Genomic DNA, 20,398 nt, shown 5'->3' with positions numbered 1-20,398 from the left:
CTGCTTTTTTGCGTTAAATCAAGCTCTCCCTGGTGATCACTTTTATCCCCTTCGGGACATGAACGTCTATAACCGCTCCTTCTTTGCCGTGCGAACGAACCCATCCGAGACCCGATATGTAGACATCCGTATTCGAACCGGGCCGTATTGTAAAGCGATGTTTCGTCATTGGACCAAGGCCGCCGTCCTCCTCTTTGCCGGGAGGCTTCAACAGCGTCCCCTTATGTTCCGCGTAGAGCGCGTCCGCATTTTCCAATTTCGTGCGGTGTATCTCGATGCCGTTGCTCACGTAGCACGTGAACGATTGCCTGCCGCCTTCGACAAAATCGAACCGTGCAAGTCCGCCGAAAAACAGCGTCTGACGCGGGTTCAACTGATAAGTGACCGGTTTTAGCGTCCGTGTCGGTACGATTGCGGCCAAATCGGATTTATGCAAACGCTCCGTCAAACGCCATTCGTATACGATCCCCGGAGTGTCGATAATATGCTTCTCATCGTCAAGAGGAATGTGAACAAGATCGAGCGTCGTTCCCGGATAGGATGACACGGTCAGCTCCGCTTCCAGCGAACTGTAGTCGGAGATGAGGCGGTTGATAAACGAAGATTTCCCGACATTGGTCGCTCCGACGACAAAAATATCTTTGCCTTGGCGCAGCTGCCCCAATGTGTCCGCGAGCCGGTCGAAACCGATATTGCGTTTCGCGCTTACAAGGACAGCATCCGCGATCCTCAGGCCTTCTTCTTTCGCCCGCCTCTGCACCCAGTTCCGTATCCGGTTCGGATTCACATCGTTAGGAATCAAGTCGATCTTGTTCACGACCAATACCACCGGATTGTCCCCGACGAAACGCTGCAGGCCGCTGATCACGCTGCCTTCAAAATCGAATATGTCGGTTATATGCACAACGAGGCTGTCCGTCGCGGCAATTCCGCCCAATAAGCGAAGAAACTCGCCTTGGTCGCGCGTAACGGAGGAAGCCTCATTGTAATGTTTCATGCGATAGCAGCGTTGGCACAATAACGGCATCCGCTCCGACGCGGCTTGAGGAATGTAGCCGAGCGCATCTTTATGTTCCGATTGAACGCGAATGCCGCAGCCGGAGCAGCGGACATCGGTTCCCGCCGTGAAATTCACTTTAGGGGAGCCACCCTTTCTTTCTCAATTTGTAAACGAACGCTCTCTCCAGGTTCCGGTTGACGTTGCGCGTTACCCAGCTCTCGTCGTTCACTGCGATCGGTTCAACCAATATCGTATACAGCCCGATACGGTTCCCGCCCAGGACGTCCGTCATCATCTGGTCCCCGACAACAGCCGTCTCCTTCGGCTGCAGCGACATCATTTCAAGCGCGCGCAAGAAAGCCGCATGCAGCGGCTTTCTCGCACGATATACATAAGGTAAGGAGAGCGGCTCGGCAAAGGCGCTGACGCGGGTTTTCCTGTTGTTTGAAACCACGACCACTTGAAATCCGCGCTCTCGAACCGTTTCAAGCCATGCTCCGAGCTCGGGCGTCGCATAAGGCACTTTCGCGCCGACCAGCGTGTTGTCCAAATCGGTGATGATCCCGCGAATGCCGTTTCGCTTGAGCTCCGCCAAATCGATGTCGAATATCGTTCTTACCGTGAGCTTCGGCACCATCAAGTGCAACAATTCGCATTCACCCCGCCGCAAACATCTTGCCAAGATGATACCATAATTGTGCCCGGGAAGAAAATTTTCATGTTTCGATCCACGCCCGCGCACGGCGGGCGGATCAAGCATGCTCTTAACGCAAGCTTTCGCGCAGTTTGCGAATCCGGTTTTCCGCATTCCAATACTCTTGCTCGCTTAAGCCCGTTTTGCTGTACTTCGCTTTTTCGAAAGCGTGAAGCAGCACCAGCATATCCTTTTGCAGCCAGACGTGTTCCGACATCCAACGCTGCATGATTTCGCGAACGGTCTCGTTATCGCTCCAATGAAGCCCTTTCCTCCGCAATCGGAACAAGAGCCTCTCCATTTCGGCCAGAAACTTAATGTTATAATTCATTGATTTTCTAACGGGACGCGTTTGCAGCCAACCGAACCAACCTAGTCGGAAGCCCATCCATACGGCAAGCACGGCCAGCAGTCCCGCAGCGGCGGCGGCGGCCGGACCGGCCGGAAAGCCGGTTCCTTCAGTCGGCTCGGATTGCAGCGTGCCCGCGGCTTCCGTCAAATCGTCAGGCAAAGCGATTTCCGTTTCGTTCTCCGTTTGTACGATCGGAAGCGAAAATCCGGCTGTCGGTTCGAACGGAATCCAGCCGTATCCGTCGAAGTATACTTCCACCCATGAATGCGCGTCCGAATTTCGTACGGTGTAGGTGCCGGGACCGTCAATATCGACTTCTTCTCCCGGCAAATATTGCTCATAGATGAACTCTAAATCCGATTGCCCCGGAACGTATCCTTTCACCCAACGCGCCGGCAGCCCGATGGAACGTGCCATGACGACCATCGCCGTCGAGTAGTAGTCGCAATATCCTTCTTGGATTTCAAAGAGAAAACGGTCCACAAAATCGGCGCTTCTCCCTTTCGACACGTCCGGCACATTCGTATACGGAAACGTAGTGCTTAGATACATCTTTATCGCTTTCGCTTTATCGTAAGGCGTTTCCGCCTCTTGCGTAACCATCCGGGCCAGTCGGCGAACCCGGTCGGGGACGCTCGCGGGCAGCTGCAAATAATCCCGCCATTGTTCCGAATTCGACACCGGCTTTGCTGCGCGCAATTTTTGCTCGTCGATTACGGGCATATGCGAAACAACGGTATACGTCTTAGGATAAGGCACATTATCGGCTTCTCGCCACAGAATCGTGCCTTGCGCCGGCTGCCAAAACATACGGTTCAAGAGAGAGGAGTCCTCTTCTTCTCCAAGCTGCACGCTATTGGCAAACGGGGCGGCAAACAGCACCGGGTACGGTTGTTCGGTGCTTATACGGAACGTTTGTTCAATTTCTACCGTCTCTATCAGGCTTGCATCAAACGCCGGCTCCGGCGCCGTCATTTTTCCGTTCACGGGAACAAGACTGCCGCTGCGTTCCGCAGGGGCCGCTTCCCATCCCGTACCGTTATACAGTGAGCGGGTTTCCCCCCGCCAATAGCTCCTTCGGGTCGTATCGACGTTAAACACCGGAGTGTAGTCGAAATCGAACGCGCCGCCTAAGTTCGTATCGTTACGGCTGTAACCGGAAGAAGAATTGCGGGTTGTCGATTCGTCAAACCATCCTCCGCCTTTCCCGAGCGCCGGCACGGACTCTCCCTGATATGTCTTCCATGCGGTATACGGATCCATAATAATGGGACGGATGTTGGGCGCAAGCATTCCCAATGCCAAAGACGCGGTTATGATGGTCGCAATCATTACGGTGATGGGAATGGGATAACTCATCAGGTGTTCGTAGCCTTCGGGAGCTTTCGTCTTTAATTCCCGCAAATGGTGGATTACCAACATCAACAACCCGCAAGCGATCATAACGGCCACTTGGTCCCAAAATACGAACGTGCTGAACGAATCGACGATGCTGAGGATGACGATTCCGCCGACAAGCAAGGAGATTAATCGCCATCTGGTCGTTAAATAATGATCCAACACGACATAAATCGCCCATGTTCCCAAAGCGAACCAGACGAACGGCGTTAACCGGAGCACATATTCCAATACGGTAAGCAACAGCCCCGACGCCGTTTCTTCCATTCCCTTCACAGGCTCCGGCTTTACGACTTGCGCGGTCACGGCGAATGCGGCGGCGATGCCCGCGATCCTTCTGAGCCATGAAGGGCGCCTAGTAAACCACTCTGCCGCGAAAACCGCAATGAGCGTTCCCGCTACGATCGGCTTCGTCTCATTCACCCAATACGCATCGAACCAAATGACGAATTGATACAAAAAGATGCCAAGAAACAGCCGGATTCCTTTCTCATGCCAATCCGCAAGCAGCCATCGGCGAGCTTCCCGAACCGCCGGACTCATACGCCTCGCCCCCTAAGCGCTTTCGGCAAATCTTCAAGCTGCTGAATGCTGTATCCTGCCATTCCGATTCCGCGCAACGCCCGGATCCAATCTTCTCTCGTCTTCACCGATTGCTCCGTATTCACCCACATATGCGCGGCGCCGACGCCGTGCGCATGCAGCCGTTGAAACGCGCGCATTACCGTTTCGGAACGCTGCGGCGATATGGCGACGATCAAGCTTCCTGCGGCAGGCAGCTTCGAGCGGTCGCTGACAATCCGGATCAAATCATGCTGCGCGTCCGGCTGCACTTCAATCAGGTGACGGTCGATCCGCTGCTTTGCGTCGTAACCGCCGGGAGCTTCCCAGAACGTCTGCCCTTTGCCGACCGACAGCAAACCGACCGACATATTGTGCGATGATCCGTACTCCGAAATAGATGCGGCTACCGAAACCGCGAGCTCGAATGCTTCCTTCGAACGGTAACCCGAAGCTTGGCGATCCAGCAGCAGAACAAGCTTCGGCAACGATTCCCGTTCGAATTCTTTCGATTTCCACGTACCTGTCCGGGCGGTTGCATTCCAGTGGATTTTTGCCAGACGGTCCCCATAAATATATTCCCGCACGCCGTTGATTTGCGTCGTTTCCCTCTGGCTGCCTCCCGCTGACGAATGTTGATGGTTGCCCTTGAACAGCAAATGGAGCTGCCGCCATTCCGGGATGGAAATCGTCCGGGGAAGCACGCTGAACGAGAGAGGTACGGACATTTGTCCCGTATGCTCAAATAATCCGAAAATGTCCGACGTGGAGCACGCGATTTCCTCAAAGCGGTAAAATCCCCGGGACAACGGAGGAGTGACGTATGACAGCTCGCCTCTCCGTTTCCAATCCGGGACGAAAGTTCCTTCATACAGTTGTATACTGCCGTCCCGCCGGACAAGTTTGTCTTTCACCGTTACGTATGGGATCGGCCATAACCCCGGTATGTTTACCGAAATCGCGACTTTCAGCGCGGTGCCCGACTGCAGCGTCGCTCCGCCCGTTACCCCCTGGATCTCTCTTCGGCCGCGCGCGGAAGAAATGCCGCTCCATCTTCCCAGCACCAAATAGACGGTGAGCGTAAGCATAATGATGAACAGCATCAGCGACAGTTTACCGCCTTGGAACAGCACGAAGAAAAGACAGGAGACCAAGCAGAGCAGAAGTACCCAGGCTTTTACCGGCCACCTCGCCGGTTTGGCTGCACGAAGCATACGATTATCGCTCCATTCTTACTGGCGCTTTTGACTCCCGGAAGATCGACTCAAGCACGGAGGGGATCGTTACTCCTTCCATCCTGGCCTCCGTCTCAAGTATGAGCCTGTGGCCCAAGACATAGGGAGCCAACCATTTCACATCGTCCGGGATGACATAATCGCGCTCTTGAATGAAAGCATACGCTTTCGCCGCTGCAATAAGCGACAATGTGGCGCGCGGGCTTGCGCCGAGAAGCAGCTCGCGGCGTTCCCTGGTGCTGCGGACGATGTGGACCGCATAGTGCGATACGCCGTCGTCGATGTGCATGTTTTTCACACGCTGCTGCAGCGCGAGCAATTGTGCGGCGTCGGTCACCGGCTGCAATTCGTCCAGCGGCCGGACTTTCGATTGCACATGCGCCATTCGCCGTTCCGTTCCCTCATCGGGATAACCGAGTGAAAACTTAAGCATGAACCGGTCCATCTGTGCTTCGGGAAGTATATACGTGCCTTCGAAATCTATCGGGTTTTGCGTCGCGAGCAGCAGGAACGGCTGCGGAAGCGGATGAGGCTCCCCGTCGACCGTAACGTGATGTTCCTCCATCGCTTCCAACAATGCGGATTGCGTCTTGGTGGTGGCGCGGTTGATTTCGTCTATCAACAAAATATTCGTCATGATCGGCCCCGGACGGTACTCGAACTGTTCCGTTTTCGGGTGATAAATCGCTACTCCCGTAATGTCGGTGGGCAGCAAATCCGGGTTGCATTGAATGCGGCGGAAATCGGTTTGAAGCGACTTCGCCAGCGCTTTGATCAGAACGGTCTTTCCGGTTCCGGGCACATCTTCGAGAAGCACATGTCCCCCTGCAAGCAGGGCGGTCAGCAGCAAATCGATTTCGGCGCTTTTGCCGTAAATGCAAGATTCCAAGTTTCGTTTCAGGTCTTTGACGATACGAACATCTTCTTCGATAAGCGCTTCCATGTCCGGTACCTCCTCCGTAAAATAACAAGCGTTTATGTCCATATTACTAAAAGAGGCGTGGGAACGTATACCATTTATGACTCTAATTTTTTTTGTAACGGTTTCCATAAGCGTCTCAATTGTTCTTTATCCGCCAAAACCAGAACGACGCAGCGGCAATTAACTGCCGCTGCGTCGCTCGCAATGCTTTGTTATAACGCACTTTCCTTGCTCCAAACCGCTCACCCTCTCGGCCGCGCAATGAGCGCGGCGAAGAACGAAAATACGATCGCTGCCGTAATCCCCGCGCTTGTGTAATGATAAAGCCCGTTCATCAGTCCGACCGCGCCCGTTTGCCCGAGCTCCGTCAACGCCCCGTGCGTCAACGAATTGCCGAACGAGGTGATCGGCACGGTCGCTCCGGCGCCGGCAAACTCAATCAGCGGTTCGTACAACCCGAAACCGTCCATAATCGCTCCGATCACAACGAGCGTCACCAGCGTGTGCGCCGGAGTCAGCTTCAACACATCCAGCATGAGCTGGCCGACGACGCATATCGCGCCGCCTACAACGAATGCCCACACAAAAGGCATAACCGCCTGCATTAGTGCAACACCCCGCTTTCAATCGCAACGGCATGGGCGATACAAGGAATGCTTTCTCTTTGTTGATACGTGATCGGCGAGTGAAGGGAGCCTGTCGCAACGACCAACACCCGCTTCAATTCGCCCCGCTCGATCCGCTTGATCAAGTGCCCGTACGTGACGGCCGCGGAGCAGCCGCAGCCGCTGCCCCCCGCGTACGCCCGCTGTTTTTGCCGGTCATACAACATGAGACCGCAATCGTCGAACGTCGTTTCTTCGATCGGAATCCCGTATTTTTGCAGCAGCTCCCTCGCCAATTGGTTGCCGTATGTCGCCAAGTCCCCGGTTACGATGAGGTCGTAATATCCCGGAGATACTCCGCGATCCCGAAGATGGGCGACGATCGTGTCCGCCGCGGCCGGCGCCATGGCCGCCCCCATATTGTTGGGGTCCTTCAGGCCCATGTCGACGACCTTGCCGATCGTCGCCGAAACGACTCTCGCGCCGTCGCCCTCCTTCGATACGAGCGCGGCTCCGGCGGCGGTCGCCGTCTTTTGTGCGGTGGCCACTTTTTGACCGCCGTATTCGGTCGGATAACGAAACTGTTTTTCGACGGAACAATTGTGGCTGCACGTGCCGGCCAACACCAGGTCCGCGTTGCCGGTATTGACAAGCAGCGAAGCGATCGCCAAGCTTTCCATCGAGGTGGAGCACGCCCCAAAGACGCCTAGATAAGGGATGCCGAACGACCTGGAAGCGAAGGTGGAGCTGACGATTTGGTTCATCAGGTCGCCGCCGATGAAAAATTCCACGTCGTCCATTGCAACACCGGCCTTTTGCACCGCAACCATGGCCGCTTCCTCTAACATTTTCCTTTCCGCGGCCTCCCATGATTTTTCGCCTAAATATAAATCTTCATGAACGATATCGAAATCGCCTGCAAGAGGTCCGGCCGCCTCCTCCGGTCCGACAACGGCAGCGGACGATTGGATGACGGGAGCTTGTTCGAAAACCCATGTTTGTTCGCCCAATTTCATGGCTTATGTCCCCCTGTGCCGAGCATCCAATGCACTAATGCGACGACGAACGCGGAAACCGTTCCGAATGTGACGACCGCCCCGGCTAACTTGAACATCTTCGTCGAGATACCGAGCACCACTCCTTCGCTGCGATGCTCAATGGCCGCCGATGCCATCGAGTTCGCGAAGCCGGTAACCGGCACGGCGGAGCCGGCGCCCGCCCATTGCGCGAGTCTGTCATATAAGCCAAGCGCGGTTAAAATGACCGAAAACAATATGAGTAATACAATCGTAGGCACGCCGGCTTGTTCTTTCGTCATCCCGGCGTAAGTGACGAACAACGTTGTAATGATTTGACCGATAACGCAAATAGCGCCCCCCACGACAAACGCCCAAAAGCAATTTTTCAATAAGGGGCGGGCAGGCTCGTGCTTTTTTGCCATAGACTGGTACTCTTTGGGGGTGATGCTGTATTTTTTCTTTGCCGCTGTTGACACCATTACTCCTCCTTCGTCCGCTGGTCGTACAAATCAAGATACAAATTCCGCCGTTCGTCGACTTGCGCCAAGTACACATCCTTTTGAGTAACCCCGTATTTTTCCAGCTGTTGATGCAGCCACTGTTCTGTTACTCCGACCCGTTTCATCGACTCCCGGATCAGCTTCCCCTCCATAATGACCGCCTCAGGAACGCGATCCGGGGGCAGATGGTTTTGATCACTCGCCGTACCGGGGGTCAATGGCTGCGCGTCGTGCTTTTTATAAACCGATATCGCGCCGGACGATTCCATCACTGCGAATTCTACATCGGCGAGCCGAAACGCGTTTTTTTGGCGAAGCTCTTCAAGCAGCTCGTCCGGAGTCAACCGCACGGACTTCAGGTTGCGTTCAAGTACGTGCCCGTTGCGGATCAGTACGGTGCCGCTCCCGTCGAACATGGTGCGGAACTTTCGGCTTCTTAGGGAGATCAACTCGACGATAAGCGCAAAGCCGAACCATATGCCCAAAGAAGTTGCAGCGTTCATGAACGGCTCGTCGACGGCAAGGCTTAACTCCGCCGCAATCGAGCCTATGGTTATGCCCGTGATGTACCCGAAAAAATTAAGCTGCGCCAATTGCTTCTTCCCTAACAGCCGGGTGAGAATATATACGACGACGATGGCAGTCAGTGTTCTATACATGACTTCGCCTACGACCATCTAACGCCGCTTCCTTTCAAGACAGGATTTGTCGATACTTTCATTATGACCCGTTCGGTCTAAACGTATGTTGTGTCAAATAATCACAGCAATTCATCTCATTGTCTGGAACCTTATGGAACGTTATGGTAATGTGAAACTTAAACATTCTGTATCGTTGAAGAAAAAGTGACGAGGTTGCTCATGACGTTTCCTTTCTATATTCATATCGGCCCGCTCGCGCTGCATCCCCATACCGTGTTCGAAACGCTCGCTTATTTTATCGGCTTCCGCGTATATTTGCGGACACGAAATACGTCCGCATACTCGGGAGCGCAATCGCTTTGGCTCGTCATCGGCGCTGCGGCGGGCGCAGCATTAGGCTCGAAACTGCTGTATTGGTTTGAAGATCCTTCCGCCACATACGCCCGTTGGAACGACATCGTCTACCTGATGGAAGGGAAGACGATCGTCGGAGGATTGCTTGGAGGGTTGATCGGCGTTGAAATTACAAAACGCATCATCGGAGTGCACGAACGAACCGGAGACAATTTTGTGTTTCCGCTGCTGATCGGCATCGCAATCGGCCGTGTCGGTTGCTTCTTGACCGGCTTGTCCGACCATACGCACGGGGTGGCTACCTCTTGGCCGACAGGCGTTGATTTCGGGGACGGAGTACTGCGCCACCCGACGCAGCTTTACGAAATCGCATGGCTCGCCGCGTTAGGCGTCCTGCTCGCCTTCGCACGGATTCGTTATGCCGGTGTCGTTCCGGCCGGGATGCTCTTTCAATGGTTTATGTTCGGTTATTTGCTGTTCCGTTTCTTCATTGATTTCATTAAGCCGACTCCCCATCCGTACGCAGGCTTGAACAATATTCAAATCGCCTGCATCCTCGGCTTGCTTTATTATGCTCAGCTTTTGATCAAAGGGATGATTTCGGTATCCAAGTCCCGGCAGGAGAGGAACGTGCCGCATGCCGAACGTTAGGCCGTACTTATTCACAGATCTTACATTAAGCATTTGTTCAAAATGTTTGCGCAAAACCGAAGCCAAGGTGATAGAAGAAAACGGGAACGTATATATGGTCAAAACGTGCTTCCGTCACGGCAGAGAGAAAGTGCTTCTATCCGACGATCCGAAATATTACCGTTGGTGCCGGGAGTTCATTAAACCGTCCGAAATGCCCCTTCGGTGGAATACGCCGATCCGCTACGGCTGCCCGTACGACTGCGGCCTCTGTCCGGATCATGAACAGCATAGCTGTTTGACGCTCGTGGAAATCACGGAACGATGCAATTTGCGCTGCCCGGTTTGTTACGCGGACTCGTCGCCCGACAAGGGAGCATGGCGCAGCCTGGAGACGGTGGAACGCATGCTGGATGCGGTCGTGGAGAACGAAGGAGAGCCGGACGTCGTTCAAATCAGCGGCGGTGAACCGACGATCCACCCGGATTTTTTCGCTATTCTGGACATCGCCAAACGTAAGCCGATCAAGCATCTGATGGTGAATACGAACGGGCTGCGCATTGCGCAGGACGCGGCATTCGCCGAGCGGCTCGCCTCTTATATGCCGGGTTTCGAGCTGTACCTCCAGTTCGACAGCTTCGAAGAGCATGCGCTGCGCGAGCTGCGCGGAGCTGATTTGCGGGATGTGCGCCGGAAAGCGATTGAGCGGCTCAATGAACTGAATATATCCACTACGCTTGTCGTGACGTTGAAGAAAGGGTTGAACGACGGCGAAGTCGGCCGAATCATCCGCTATGCTCTTGAACAGCGGTCCGTCCGCGGCGTAACGTTCCAGCCGATTCAAGCCGCCGGGCGCGTGGAGCAGTACGATCCCGCAATGAACCGGCTCACCTTGTCGGAGGTGAGGCGAGCCATTATCGAACAGAGCGGTGTGTTTACCGAGCGGGATATGATTCCGGTGCCTTGCCATCCGGATGCGCTCGCCATGGGATATGCGCTGAAGCTTGGCGGCCAAGTTATTCCGCTCACACGCTTGATCGAACCTCATGTACTGTTGGAAGGCGAACGAAGCACGATCGTGTTCGAACGGGATCCGGAGCTGAAGTCGCAATTGTTCCGGTTGTTTTCGACGAATCACTCGCCTGCGTCATCCGCTCTTTCGCTCAAGCAATTGCTATGCTGCCTGCCGTATGCCGCGGTGCCGGAGAAGCTGTCGTACGACAACGTATTCCGCGTGCTCATCATGCAGTTCATGGACACATACAATTTCGACGTTCGGTCGGTGAAGAAATCGTGCGTTCACATCGCGCAGCCTGACGGCCGCATCATCCCGTTCGACACGTACAATTTGTTTTACCGCGACGAAGCGCAGCAAGAGCGGTTGGAGCAAATTCGGAGGGAAATCGACGCATTTCACGGAGGGTAACAAATGAGCGACGAGAACAATAAGAAGGGAAGAACGGCGCAGGTGTGGGCAGGATTTGGGCTCGTGGCGCTGCTTCATCTGTCGTGGCTGGCGCTTCACGGGATCGGCATGCTTATATTTGGAGGAAGCGAAATAATAATGGCTTATATCGTGATCGGAATCAGCCAATTGGTGTATGTGGTTCCGCTGTGCGTCTGGTTTGCTTTGAAAAACCGGGCCATGCTGCAGGGCGCGCTGCTGGCTGCGCTTGCGACGTTCCTATTGAATGCTGCATGTTTCGGCATCGTAATGTATCAGTTTGCAAGCGGGTTTTAGCGCAAATGATTATCGTACCATATATACAGGAATTGGACGGGCGGACTGCTCGCAATGGCAGCTGTGTGCATCTATCGGATGTCAGCGCCGTCAGCCGCTGTTACGGGACCGAGGATTTGTGGCTGGAATCGTACGCTTCGGAATTGACGCTGGCCGCTGCGCGCGGTTGTCTCCGACCCGTGTTAAACTCTTTGCCGCTGGATGAACAAGTTTGGAAAACCTATGAACAGCGTTTCTCTTTGTTTCATCGGTTCGTTCTTCTTCCGTTCCGCCCGGGCGTCAGCAAGCAAAATTATGATGAAAACGTCGATGCCGTCATAGAGCTGGCCGGTCGTTACGGCATTCCGCTTGACCGCTGCATCGTCGACTTATGTATCATGCCGAAAAGCGTGATCCCGGATCTTTCAGTATACAAGGATAGAATTTCAGCGCTGCAGGAGCGGGGGTTGTCCACTTGTGCGGGAGTCAATAACTATATTTACAACGAGGATCCCGCGCAATTGCCGGACGCCGTTCGAGCGATTTCGTCTTACGGCTTGACATACGGTATTATCAGCGAACATTTGTTGAAATATATCTCGTAAATATTCTTTAAATCCTGCCCATGTGTGAAGCACGAGCCCCCCTTTGCCTGCTTACGTGTTTCTAAAAATGGATTCGCCCCCGGCGAAGGGGGCGGATCGTGACGGCGCCGGATTATTGGATCCCGGCTTCTTGCTTCAATTTATCAATATCGGGTTTCAGCTTCTTCTGGATGTTTTCGTCAATTTGCTGAATGATCGCCTTCGAATCGAGATTTTTCTTGATCGCTTCCTGTATGCCCTCGAGCCAGATCGGCCAAGCTTTGCCGTCAAGCGGATTGAGCGTTCTCGCCGGAATCTGCTTCTCGAGTTCCAAATAGAGCTTGAAGTCTTCTTGTCCGCCCAAAAATTCATTGGTATGGTTTATGTACCAGTCCATTTCCTGAATGTGCTCCCAACCCGAAAGTGTATCGCTTTCCAACCAAACTTTCCAGGCATCTTCCGAAACGTTGGTCCACTCGACGAATGCCCACGCCGCTTCCTTGTTCTTGCTTTGCTTTGGGATGACGAACGTGGAGCCTCCGATACCTGCATGGACTCCAAACGGCATCGACGTCGCTCTCCATTTGCCCTTCTGCTCGGGGACTATGTCTTTCAGTGTGGCTGCGCCCCAGTTACCGAGAACCACACCCGTAAGCTCGCCTTTCTTGAGCATCGCTTTTCCTTCATCGCTCCAAACGGATTTATAAGGAGCCCATTGGATTTGCTCGCCGCGCTTGGTGATGTCCAGCAATTCGACCAAACGGTCGCTGTTGCGCGTCCAGTTCATTTGCGTGTCGAAATAGCCGACTTCGTCGCCGCCCCAATGAACCGGGCCGTCGCCCCATTCCATAAAGTACTTGTCGTCGGCTTTCAACGTTTGAGCTATCGTGAGTACGTTCTCAGTATCTTGCATGTATTCCGCCAGTTCGACCGGATCGCTCGGCAGACCCAGCTGTTCGTAAATGTCCGCCCGGTAGAAAAACACTCCCGGCGCTACGTCCCATGGCATGCCGAACAGCTTCGTGCCGTCGACCGACTTCCAACGGTTCCAGTTGTATTCAGATACATAGTCCTCATATTTACCCGCATCGAACGGCGGTTGCAGCAAGTCCTCCAGCACGTCGCCGGTGACGTATCTCGGGAATTGTCCTTGCTCGACGACAGCGACGTCCGGAGCGCCCGAACCGGCCGCAAGCGTTGTCGCCAGCTTGTCGTGAACTTCCCATCCGACGTTCACAACTTTCACCTTGATATTCGGAAATTGTTTCATAAAGGCTTCAGCGACGTGTTTCAATTCAACGAATGTCCAAACCGTGATTTCCCCGGAGAGATTATCTTTGTTGATCATAAAATCGTTGATGTTTGTTTCTTCCTCCGCGGCGACTTCGTTCGTAGCGGCATTATCCGTGGTTGTGCTGTCCGTGGTTTCAGGCTTCTCCGTCGCAGCCGGAGCTCCACCCGTTCCGCACGCCGTAATAACGAGAGCAAAAGCGATGAGCAGAATCAATGACGTGCTGAATAACTTTTTCATACAAAGCCTCCTTTAAGTATGTAAGCCCTTACAAAAAGATGAAAAAACATTGAAGTGCGACACTGATACGAACCCCTTGAGCAATCTTTTCTGCATGCCTTGCGACACAAACATGTCCCATAAGCAATACTATGAGGCACCGTTTGTGTCGCTATTTTTTCGAAAACTACTTGATTACCAAAACGTTCACGGAATGGGGCTGAAGCTCGACAGTAAGATCAGATTTCGTATTCCACTTCAAAGGCTGTTCCACGATGCGAACCTGCTCTCTTCCGATATCGTTGTATGCATCTTTCGAATCGCCGACCACACTATGAAGTACCGCATTCGAATACTGGATTGCACTGCCAAACTGCAGGGAAACGGATTCCGCCCGATCCGGATGGCGATTCACCAAAGCAATTCTCAAATCGTCGCTTCCCGTCCGCTTGGTGGCGACTGCATCTACATGCGGGACGCTTGTTATCTTGCCGGCTTTCTCGACATCGAAAGCCGAATTTTCCGACAACCAAGAGTCAACGACGATATCTCCGAGGTGGCGGGTATAGAGCTCAAACACAAAGTAACTGGATCTCAAGACGATCCCGCCTCGATGCGTAAAGATGGCTCCTCTTGTATTGACGGTCGGGGCGAAATTCGCCATTCCCACTACATCGCTATGTATGTGACACTGATTTAAGAAACAAGCTGTAAACACGGCATCCGCCATGGTGTAGCTGGAATTAATATCGTTTTTATCCCTCGGGGTTATATAATCCTCTGTTCCGGAGTTAATATGCGGATGATGCCAGCCGCGAAGATTCCATTCGTCGTAAGCGATACGAATTTTGCCCAAATAGCCGAGCGAGCCGAGAATATTTTTCGTCTTGAGAATCGGTTTCTCGATGTCCATGGTATACGCCATACAAGTTTCGAAATCCGATAAATCGTTGACCTGACCTAGATGATCCCAATAGTCATGAATCGAAATCCAATCCAGATAATTCCCTGCTTCCCGCAGCAAATTCAGATTCCAATCCAAATCCGAAATGCTCGCTGCCAGCAGCTCGATGTTAGGGTCAACCCGCTTCATCATTTTGGCCGATTCTTTTACGAAACGCCCCCATTCCCTAAGATTCTTGGCACCCATTTCCCAATCGCCGTAGTTTTCATTTCCAATGCTCCAATATTTCACTTTGTAGGGCTCGGGATGGCCATTTTCAATACGGAGCTTCGCCCACTTTCCTTCGGAAGGGAGGTTGCAGTATTCAACCCAATCGCTCATTTCTTCAGGTGACCCTGTCCCGGCATTGGTACAAATATACGGCTCGGCGCCAACCAACCGGCAATATTCAATAAATTCGTCCGTACCGAACAGATTCGATTCCTCTACCCGCCATGCTTTATCAAAGTAAGGAGTGCGTTGCTTGCCTACCCCATCTTTCCAGTGGTAGGCAGAAACAAAGCATCCGCCAGGCCAGCGGATAATTGGAACCTCAATTCGTTTAAGCGCTTCAACAACATCCTGACGATACCCCCTGCTGTCGGAAAGTGCGGACCTCGGGTCAAAGATTCCGCCATAGATTTGACGATGAAAATGCTCCAGAAAATGACCGTAAATTTTCTTGTCTCTTGTGCCTAGTTCTCTCCTTGGATTAATTTCCAATTTAGACATCGATCCACGTTCCCCTAACCAATTATTTTCGTGTGCGCACACGATGATTGATACAACGGCAATATATCTCGAATATTTTGTTTTGTCAACAAAAAATCAAAAACACTGCTAATCCCTTGCTATTACTGATGTCATGTAATAAAATAATCAATAATTACTCCGTGTGCGTACACGGTCATTTATCTTAAAGGAGCCGGATATGACAGTCACCATTAAAGATATCGCTCGGATATGCAAGGTTTCCGAAGGTACCGTCGACCGTGCGTTGAATGCAAGGCCAGGCGTTAGCGAGAAGTCCAAAGAAATGATTCTCAAAGTAGCGAAGGAGTTAAACTATACCCCGAATCATTTGGCGCGAGGTCTTGCCAAAGGTCGGTCAATGACGCTCGGTGTCATTTTATTTGATGTCCGCAATCAATATTTTGCTCAGTTAATGAATGCCATTGAAGTGAAGGCTAGGGAACTAGGGTATGTCGTTTTCCCTATTTTTACTCATAACGACCCGCAAAATGAGAGGAAAGCGCTGGAGTTTTTCAAAACCCGGCAAGTAGACGGAATTATCATGTTCAGCGTACAGTTCGGACATGAATTTGAAAAAGAATTAGCCGATTTACAGATTCCCATCGTCACAATTGGAAATCGTATTTCCGGCCAATGGACCTATGTCGGCATTCACGAACGTGAATCTATGAAAGACGCTGTGAAACATGCTGTAAGCCAAGGTTACGAAGAAATTATATATGTTTGTCCTCCGTTAGCGCGTAGAGGCGAGGTCAACCTCTACACACTGGAAGAAAGATTGGCCGGTTGTCGAGAAGGTTTATTGGAGATGGGAAAAAAGGAGCCGTTAGTCATCATTGATTCGGATTACATCAAGGTTATTAGCCAAATGGATCTGCAATCTCATCCGAAAAAAGCAATTGTCTGCCCTGCGGATATCTATGCATTAGAGGTGCTAAATTATTTTAAGAAAAACAAAATAAGAGTTCCTGAGCAGGTAGGTCTCATGGGTTTCGATCATATCGATATGTTGAAATATATTTCTCCGAAAATAAGCACCGTACGATACCCTGTAAGCGACATAGGAATAACAGCAGTGAATCGCTTGCTTGATGAAATCAACGGAAAACACAATAAGCATTTGAATGTGTTGCTTTTGCAGCATCAAATCGTTACAGGTGAATCTTTGTAGGATCAAAACAAAAAACAAGGAGGGAAACGCCCCTCCTTGTCACTTCTTCGCCTTATAAAACTCATGATACAGCTTCATCAACGCCCGCTTTTCTATCCTCGACACGTACGAACGAGAAATGCCGAGTTCTTTGGCGATTTCCCTTTGCGTCCGCTCCTCGCCCCCGTGCTCCAGACCGAAGCGGCCTTTGATGACCTCCTGCTCCCGCTCGTCAAGAATATCGAGATTTTGATAAATTTTACTCTTCTCAATTTTCAGCTGCACCTTATCGACGACTTCATCCGATTCCGTTCCCAAAATATCTATAAGAGTTATTTCGTTCCCTTCTTTGTCCGTACCGATCGGGTCATGCAGCGAAACGTCTTTTCTCGTTTTCTTCAAGGATCGCAAGTGCATCAATATTTCGTTCTCAATGCATCTCGCGGAGAATGTCGCAAGCTTGGTCCCTTTGTCCGGCTGAAAGCTTTCGATCGCTTTGATAAGTCCAATGGTTCCGATCGATATCAAATCTTCAAGGTCTTCCCCCGTATTGTCGAACTTCTTGACAATGTGAGCGACGAGACGGAGGTTGTGCTCGATCAGAATGTTTCGGGATTCTTGGTTTCCTTCGGCCATCCGTTTCAAGTGCTTCATCTCTTCTTCTTCGGTGAGAGGCTGCGGGAAGGCGTTGTTCTTCACATAGGAAACCAACAGCATGAGTTGCTTAATAAACAATGCAATCGTTGCGAATAAACCCGGCACGACGGAACACCCCCTGAAGTTTTGCCCCGTTCCCACGCAGGGGCAGTACGGATGGAGCATCACTACAATGTATGAGGGCGAATGCCTAATCGTGCCTGTACGGGCAAATCTTCTGTACTTATACTTTACCGGACCAAAGTCGCCTTGTGACGGATAAACCGGCAATCAGCTTGATTTTGAAGCTTGGCTCCACGGTATACCACCGTTTTGCGAGGCGGCGCTTATTCCAAAACCACGATGTTCGAATCCGGGCCGAAGCCGTAATTTTTCCCGTTGTTTCTATAATATGCCCTGACCATAAATTCAGTCCCCGCCGGCTCCGGAGCGGCATGAGTATAACGGTGTTGCTGCGCCGGACCGACGGCCCCGATGCGCTCGAAAATGGTTCCCGCGTACGCATCCGTAACAGGGTGCCTCATCCATACTGTATATCCCGACACATTGCCGTCAGCCGGCTCCCACTCCAGTACGACAGCCCCGCTTTCCGTCCTGAGCCGCACATCCGGCACCCGCCCCGGCGCCGGCATCACCATAATGCGTGTTTCGGCGCTTGCGCCGGGATTCGCCTCGCTTTCCGCGCGAATCGCGACCACGGTCTCTTCCGTTACGAACGGAGCCTCAAACAGGCCGTCTTCCGAAATCGTTCCCGATCGCGGACCGCCGCCCATCACCCCGTTTACATACCAGCGGACCCGGTTTTGCTTGTCGTCCCTCACTATCGCCATGAAGCGGTAGGCAAAGCCTCCCTTGCAGCGTACGGGAAACGGATGCAGACGATGCTCTGCGCCGTTCGAATGCGGCGCTTCCGTTATTTGCCGCGGCCACAGCTCGACCGGGCTCGCGAACGATTCCGCCGGGATCTCCGACGCAAACCACAAATTCGCCAGATTGGCGTACCCGTAATACTCCCAATACTGAAACCGCGGATAATCGTTCACGGCCGACACGCAGTTGAAACCGTTCACCGTGCCGCCCGGATACGCTTTGCCGACCGTATCGGCCTTGTATTGCTGCGACGGAATATTGGACGAAAGACCGTATATGGCGCCCACGCCGTGCGGATTGCAGCCGGTGAAGTAATAAGCGTGCTTCCATGCCGCGTCGATCAATTCCTGATCGTTCAGCCACTTGCCCGCCTTCATCAGGAAGGCGCCGTTGGCCAATTGATGGAACATGCGCCCGATTTCCCCATGATATTGGTAGCTGAGATTGCTGTGCCGGCGGATCAGCCCTTTGCTGCCCGCCTTCATCGGCGTCAAACCGAACACGTTGCGCTTCGAAATCCGCAGCAAATAATCTCGGGCATACGACCGAATCGATCGCTTCCACCGCTCCGTGTCTCCCTCATCCGGAATCAACTGCGCAATGCGGAACAAGCCTTGATAAATCCACGGAACGATCATGATTTCCTGCTCGGGCTTTTCGCCCCAAGGGCTGCGGGTCGCGCTGTCCGGATCGGTGCATTTGCCGTAGCGCGGCGATCGCCCTTCCCACGGATCGGCTTCCTCTGGTCCAATGTAGCGAAACCATCCGCGCGCCGACACTTCGGCGTTTCCATGCCATTGCTCTACCTGCAGCTCCATGAACCGGTCCGCTTCCCGTACCGCCGTATCTCTATATGACGGATCTCCCGTCAGCTTGAACAACAGCGCATTGAGCCACATCCATGAAGAAAGCGAATATTTGTGCGGAAACGGGTCAATCATGCGCTTGATGTTCTCGTATCCGCGTATGACCAACTGCTTGACCCGTTCGAAAAACTCCGGATCCCGGTCGTAGTACGTGATGCAGGCTTCCGCCGGACCGAGCAGCAGCGAGGTGTAGATCGTTTCCTTGTTCCATTCGTTATATTCATGGGCGTTCTGTTCCTCGTCGCGAATCGGATCGATAATCAACCCTTCGTCTCCGTTGTCGAACTCGCCGTCCGTCCCATAATGGATGTCCGGAGTGCGCACGTGCAGCGCGGCTTCCAGCAGGCCGTTCTTGCCGAGAAACGACAGCGTGCCGTCGAGCCCCCATCTCACCTGCTCGTAAATCCAATCCGCCGTGTCCCAGAACGGTTCGCTTTGCTTCAGCAGGCAATATTGCGCAACGACGAGGGAGCCGTTGGCGAAACGTCTCAAGTCGTCGCCGTCCGCAAAGCCTTTGCCTATATACCTGTAGCTTCCGTCCGCATACCGGGCGTCGTCCCAACGGACGGCCATCGTGTCGCCGTAATCGCCTATTACACTGTCTTCCCCGATTCTGCGCACTCCGAAATAATGCATGGCCACTTGCTTTTGGTATTCGCTCCAAAGTCCGCTTTCGATGCGGAACGTGCCGAACGACCGGTCGGAGCCGATTTCGATGTAATATTCCCCAGGCTCGGTTAGCGCAGAAAAATCTCCGGTTTGAAATTGTCCGAAATCGTCGTTCACGGTTTGAAGGCGGCCGATGAATACGGCCGCGCCATTGTCGGCCCGCTTGACGGCGAAGGTTACCGCCTTCCTGAAGCCTTCGAAATTATAGACGACTTGTTTCTTGTGATCCGGGTGATATCCGAATTGGGAAACCCAAACTCTTACGCCCGCGTTGTAATCGGCGTTCTTGCGCACCTGCTCCAACACGGCTTCGGTGAGCACAGCCGGCGGCTTAGCGGTACATCCCGGCGGATGGATTTGAAACTCCGCTACGCTCAAGAACGCCTCCTTGAAGCAGATCCGGATCGCGTCCGCGTGCACCGGAACCGGAAACCGCAGGTGAACCGGTCCCGTGAATTCTCTCGAGTACAGCGTGCCGGGAATCACTTCCCATTGCTGATGCAATCTGCGCTTCAACTCGAACCGGACGGAGTCGTCCGGCGATCCCGTCGGCCAGAAGTAAAGCGAAACTCCGCCGACCGGCACGGCTTCGAGCAGGTCCACCTCCAGCCAGTGCGGTCCTTCGGCACAGGCGGAAGGCTCCCACCGCCGCGCTTCCGAGACGGTACCGCTCACTGCCAGCGGCGGCACGTACGGATTATTGAACGAGCTTGCATGCACCGGTTTGCCGAACGCCAAATTGCTTTCATTCAAATATAGCGACCT

At 53.0% G+C, this 20,398-nt stretch carries 18 protein-coding genes; 5 read left to right on the top strand and 13 right to left on the bottom strand.

What is annotated here, in order from left to right:
* Positions 1 to 13 precede the first annotated feature (13 nt).
* From yqeH to JET16_RS16050, 9 genes are all read right to left on the bottom strand, one after another.
* A complete protein-coding gene (yqeH, locus tag JET16_RS16090; protein WP_199617438.1) occupies positions 14 to 1,135 on the bottom strand; it encodes a ribosome biogenesis GTPase YqeH in 1,122 nt (373 codons plus the stop codon).
* Position 1,136: 1 nt separating this feature from the next.
* Complete coding sequence (locus tag JET16_RS16085) at positions 1,137 to 1,649, bottom strand: YqeG family HAD IIIA-type phosphatase (protein ID WP_199617437.1); 513 nt, start codon at positions 1,647 to 1,649, stop codon at positions 1,137 to 1,139.
* Between the two features lie 115 nt (positions 1,650 to 1,764).
* Positions 1,765 to 3,987 (bottom strand): transglutaminase TgpA family protein, encoded by a 2,223-nt coding sequence (locus tag JET16_RS16080; protein ID WP_199617436.1) that lies wholly within the window; start codon positions 3,985 to 3,987, stop codon positions 1,765 to 1,767.
* Entirely contained in the window at positions 3,984 to 5,219 is a 1,236-nt protein-coding gene (locus tag JET16_RS16075; protein WP_199617435.1) for a DUF58 domain-containing protein, read from the bottom strand. The genes JET16_RS16080 and JET16_RS16075 overlap by 4 nt, the downstream gene beginning before the upstream one ends.
* Positions 5,220 to 5,223: 4 nt before the next feature.
* Positions 5,224 to 6,183 carry an AAA family ATPase gene (locus JET16_RS16070; protein ID WP_199617433.1) on the bottom strand — a complete coding sequence of 320 codons (960 nt, stop codon included), beginning with the start codon at positions 6,181 to 6,183 and terminating at the stop codon, positions 5,224 to 5,226.
* A 221-nt stretch (positions 6,184 to 6,404) separates the two neighbouring features.
* Positions 6,405 to 6,755 (bottom strand): stage V sporulation protein AE, encoded by a 351-nt coding sequence (gene spoVAE, locus JET16_RS16065; RefSeq protein WP_199617485.1) that lies wholly within the window; start codon positions 6,753 to 6,755, stop codon positions 6,405 to 6,407.
* An 11-nt stretch (positions 6,756 to 6,766) separates the two neighbouring features.
* Positions 6,767 to 7,783: a stage V sporulation protein AD gene (gene spoVAD / locus JET16_RS16060; RefSeq protein WP_199617431.1), complete on the bottom strand. Its 1,017-nt coding sequence runs from the start codon at positions 7,781 to 7,783 to the stop codon at positions 6,767 to 6,769.
* Positions 7,780 to 8,265, bottom strand: coding sequence for a stage V sporulation protein AC (gene spoVAC, locus JET16_RS16055; RefSeq protein WP_199617429.1), 486 nt, complete (start codon positions 8,263 to 8,265; stop codon positions 7,780 to 7,782). The genes spoVAD and spoVAC overlap by 4 nt, the downstream gene beginning before the upstream one ends.
* On the bottom strand, positions 8,265 to 8,963 hold the full coding sequence (locus JET16_RS16050) for a DUF421 domain-containing protein (RefSeq protein ID WP_199617427.1): 699 nt from the start codon (positions 8,961 to 8,963) through the stop codon (positions 8,265 to 8,267). The genes spoVAC and JET16_RS16050 overlap by 1 nt, the downstream gene beginning before the upstream one ends.
* A 183-nt stretch (positions 8,964 to 9,146) precedes the next feature.
* On the opposite strand from JET16_RS16050, the gene JET16_RS16045 reads away from it, so the two are divergent.
* Genes JET16_RS16045 through JET16_RS16030 form a run of 4 tightly spaced genes read left to right on the top strand, consistent with a single transcriptional unit; the run spans position 9,147 to position 12,236 of the window.
* Positions 9,147 to 9,932 carry a prolipoprotein diacylglyceryl transferase gene (locus tag JET16_RS16045; RefSeq protein WP_199617425.1) on the top strand — a complete coding sequence of 262 codons (786 nt, stop codon included), beginning with the start codon at positions 9,147 to 9,149 and terminating at the stop codon, positions 9,930 to 9,932.
* A complete protein-coding gene (locus JET16_RS16040) occupies positions 9,919 to 11,337 on the top strand; it encodes a radical SAM protein (RefSeq protein ID WP_199617423.1) in 1,419 nt (472 codons plus the stop codon). The genes JET16_RS16045 and JET16_RS16040 overlap by 14 nt, the downstream gene beginning before the upstream one ends.
* Before the next feature lie 3 nt (positions 11,338 to 11,340).
* On the top strand, positions 11,341 to 11,652 hold the full coding sequence (locus JET16_RS16035) for a hypothetical protein (protein ID WP_199617421.1): 312 nt from the start codon (positions 11,341 to 11,343) through the stop codon (positions 11,650 to 11,652).
* 5 nt (positions 11,653 to 11,657) lie between these two features.
* Positions 11,658 to 12,236, top strand: coding sequence for a hypothetical protein (locus tag JET16_RS16030; RefSeq protein ID WP_199617419.1), 579 nt, complete (start codon positions 11,658 to 11,660; stop codon positions 12,234 to 12,236).
* 112 nt (positions 12,237 to 12,348) lie between these two features.
* On the opposite strand, the gene JET16_RS16025 is transcribed toward JET16_RS16030, so the two are convergent.
* Both JET16_RS16025 and JET16_RS16020 read right to left on the bottom strand, forming a co-directional pair.
* Positions 12,349 to 13,746, bottom strand: coding sequence for an ABC transporter substrate-binding protein (locus tag JET16_RS16025; protein WP_199617417.1), 1,398 nt, complete (start codon positions 13,744 to 13,746; stop codon positions 12,349 to 12,351).
* Between the two features lie 166 nt (positions 13,747 to 13,912).
* Positions 13,913 to 15,400, bottom strand: coding sequence for an alpha-L-arabinofuranosidase C-terminal domain-containing protein (locus JET16_RS16020; protein WP_199617415.1), 1,488 nt, complete (start codon positions 15,398 to 15,400; stop codon positions 13,913 to 13,915).
* Positions 15,401 to 15,599: 199 nt separating this feature from the next.
* Here JET16_RS16020 and JET16_RS16015 point away from each other — a divergent pair, with 199 nt between their 5' ends.
* Complete coding sequence (locus JET16_RS16015; RefSeq protein WP_199617413.1) at positions 15,600 to 16,592, top strand: LacI family DNA-binding transcriptional regulator; 993 nt, start codon at positions 15,600 to 15,602, stop codon at positions 16,590 to 16,592.
* A 39-nt stretch (positions 16,593 to 16,631) separates the two neighbouring features.
* Here the strand turns inward: JET16_RS16015 and sigK are convergent, their stop codons facing one another.
* Both sigK and JET16_RS16005 read right to left on the bottom strand, forming a co-directional pair.
* Positions 16,632 to 17,333 carry an RNA polymerase sporulation sigma factor SigK gene (sigK, locus tag JET16_RS16010; protein ID WP_199617411.1) on the bottom strand — a complete coding sequence of 234 codons (702 nt, stop codon included), beginning with the start codon at positions 17,331 to 17,333 and terminating at the stop codon, positions 16,632 to 16,634.
* A gap of 221 nt (positions 17,334 to 17,554) precedes the next feature.
* A complete protein-coding gene (locus JET16_RS16005; RefSeq protein ID WP_199617409.1) occupies positions 17,555 to 20,386 on the bottom strand; it encodes a cellulase N-terminal Ig-like domain-containing protein in 2,832 nt (943 codons plus the stop codon).
* Positions 20,387 to 20,398: the final 12 nt, after the last annotated feature.

This window comes from Paenibacillus alkalitolerans (genome assembly GCF_016482785.1).
GTDB classification, from domain to species: Bacteria; Bacillota; Bacilli; order Paenibacillales; family YIM-B00363; genus Paenibacillus_AE; species Paenibacillus_AE alkalitolerans.
The sequence above is the reverse complement of the archived record's forward strand: the minus strand, read 5'-3'. Positions and strand labels throughout refer to the sequence as shown.

Excerpts from the sequence above, each read along its gene's own strand:
- JET16_RS16030 (WP_199617419.1), top strand. The coding sequence starts at position 11,658 with ATGATTATCGTACCATATATACAGGAATTGGACGGGCGGACTGCTCGC.
- JET16_RS16075 (WP_199617435.1), bottom strand. The coding sequence starts at position 5,219 with ATGCTTCGTGCAGCCAAACCGGCGAGGTGGCCGGTAAAAGCCTGGGTA.
- spoVAE (WP_199617485.1), bottom strand. The coding sequence starts at position 6,755 with ATGCCTTTTGTGTGGGCATTCGTTGTAGGCGGCGCGATATGCGTCGTC.
- JET16_RS16035 (WP_199617421.1), top strand. The coding sequence starts at position 11,341 with ATGAGCGACGAGAACAATAAGAAGGGAAGAACGGCGCAGGTGTGGGCA.
- JET16_RS16050 (WP_199617427.1), bottom strand. The coding sequence starts at position 8,963 with ATGGTCGTAGGCGAAGTCATGTATAGAACACTGACTGCCATCGTCGTC.
- JET16_RS16070 (WP_199617433.1), bottom strand. The coding sequence starts at position 6,183 with ATGGAAGCGCTTATCGAAGAAGATGTTCGTATCGTCAAAGACCTGAAA.
- JET16_RS16040 (WP_199617423.1), top strand. The coding sequence starts at position 9,919 with ATGCCGAACGTTAGGCCGTACTTATTCACAGATCTTACATTAAGCATT.
- JET16_RS16020 (WP_199617415.1), bottom strand. The coding sequence starts at position 15,400 with ATGTCTAAATTGGAAATTAATCCAAGGAGAGAACTAGGCACAAGAGAC.
- JET16_RS16015 (WP_199617413.1), top strand. The coding sequence starts at position 15,600 with ATGACAGTCACCATTAAAGATATCGCTCGGATATGCAAGGTTTCCGAA.
- spoVAD (WP_199617431.1), bottom strand. The coding sequence starts at position 7,783 with ATGAAATTGGGCGAACAAACATGGGTTTTCGAACAAGCTCCCGTCATC.
- JET16_RS16045 (WP_199617425.1), top strand. The coding sequence starts at position 9,147 with ATGACGTTTCCTTTCTATATTCATATCGGCCCGCTCGCGCTGCATCCC.
- JET16_RS16080 (WP_199617436.1), bottom strand. The coding sequence starts at position 3,987 with ATGAGTCCGGCGGTTCGGGAAGCTCGCCGATGGCTGCTTGCGGATTGG.
- JET16_RS16025 (WP_199617417.1), bottom strand. The coding sequence starts at position 13,746 with ATGAAAAAGTTATTCAGCACGTCATTGATTCTGCTCATCGCTTTTGCT.
- spoVAC (WP_199617429.1), bottom strand. The coding sequence starts at position 8,265 with ATGGTGTCAACAGCGGCAAAGAAAAAATACAGCATCACCCCCAAAGAG.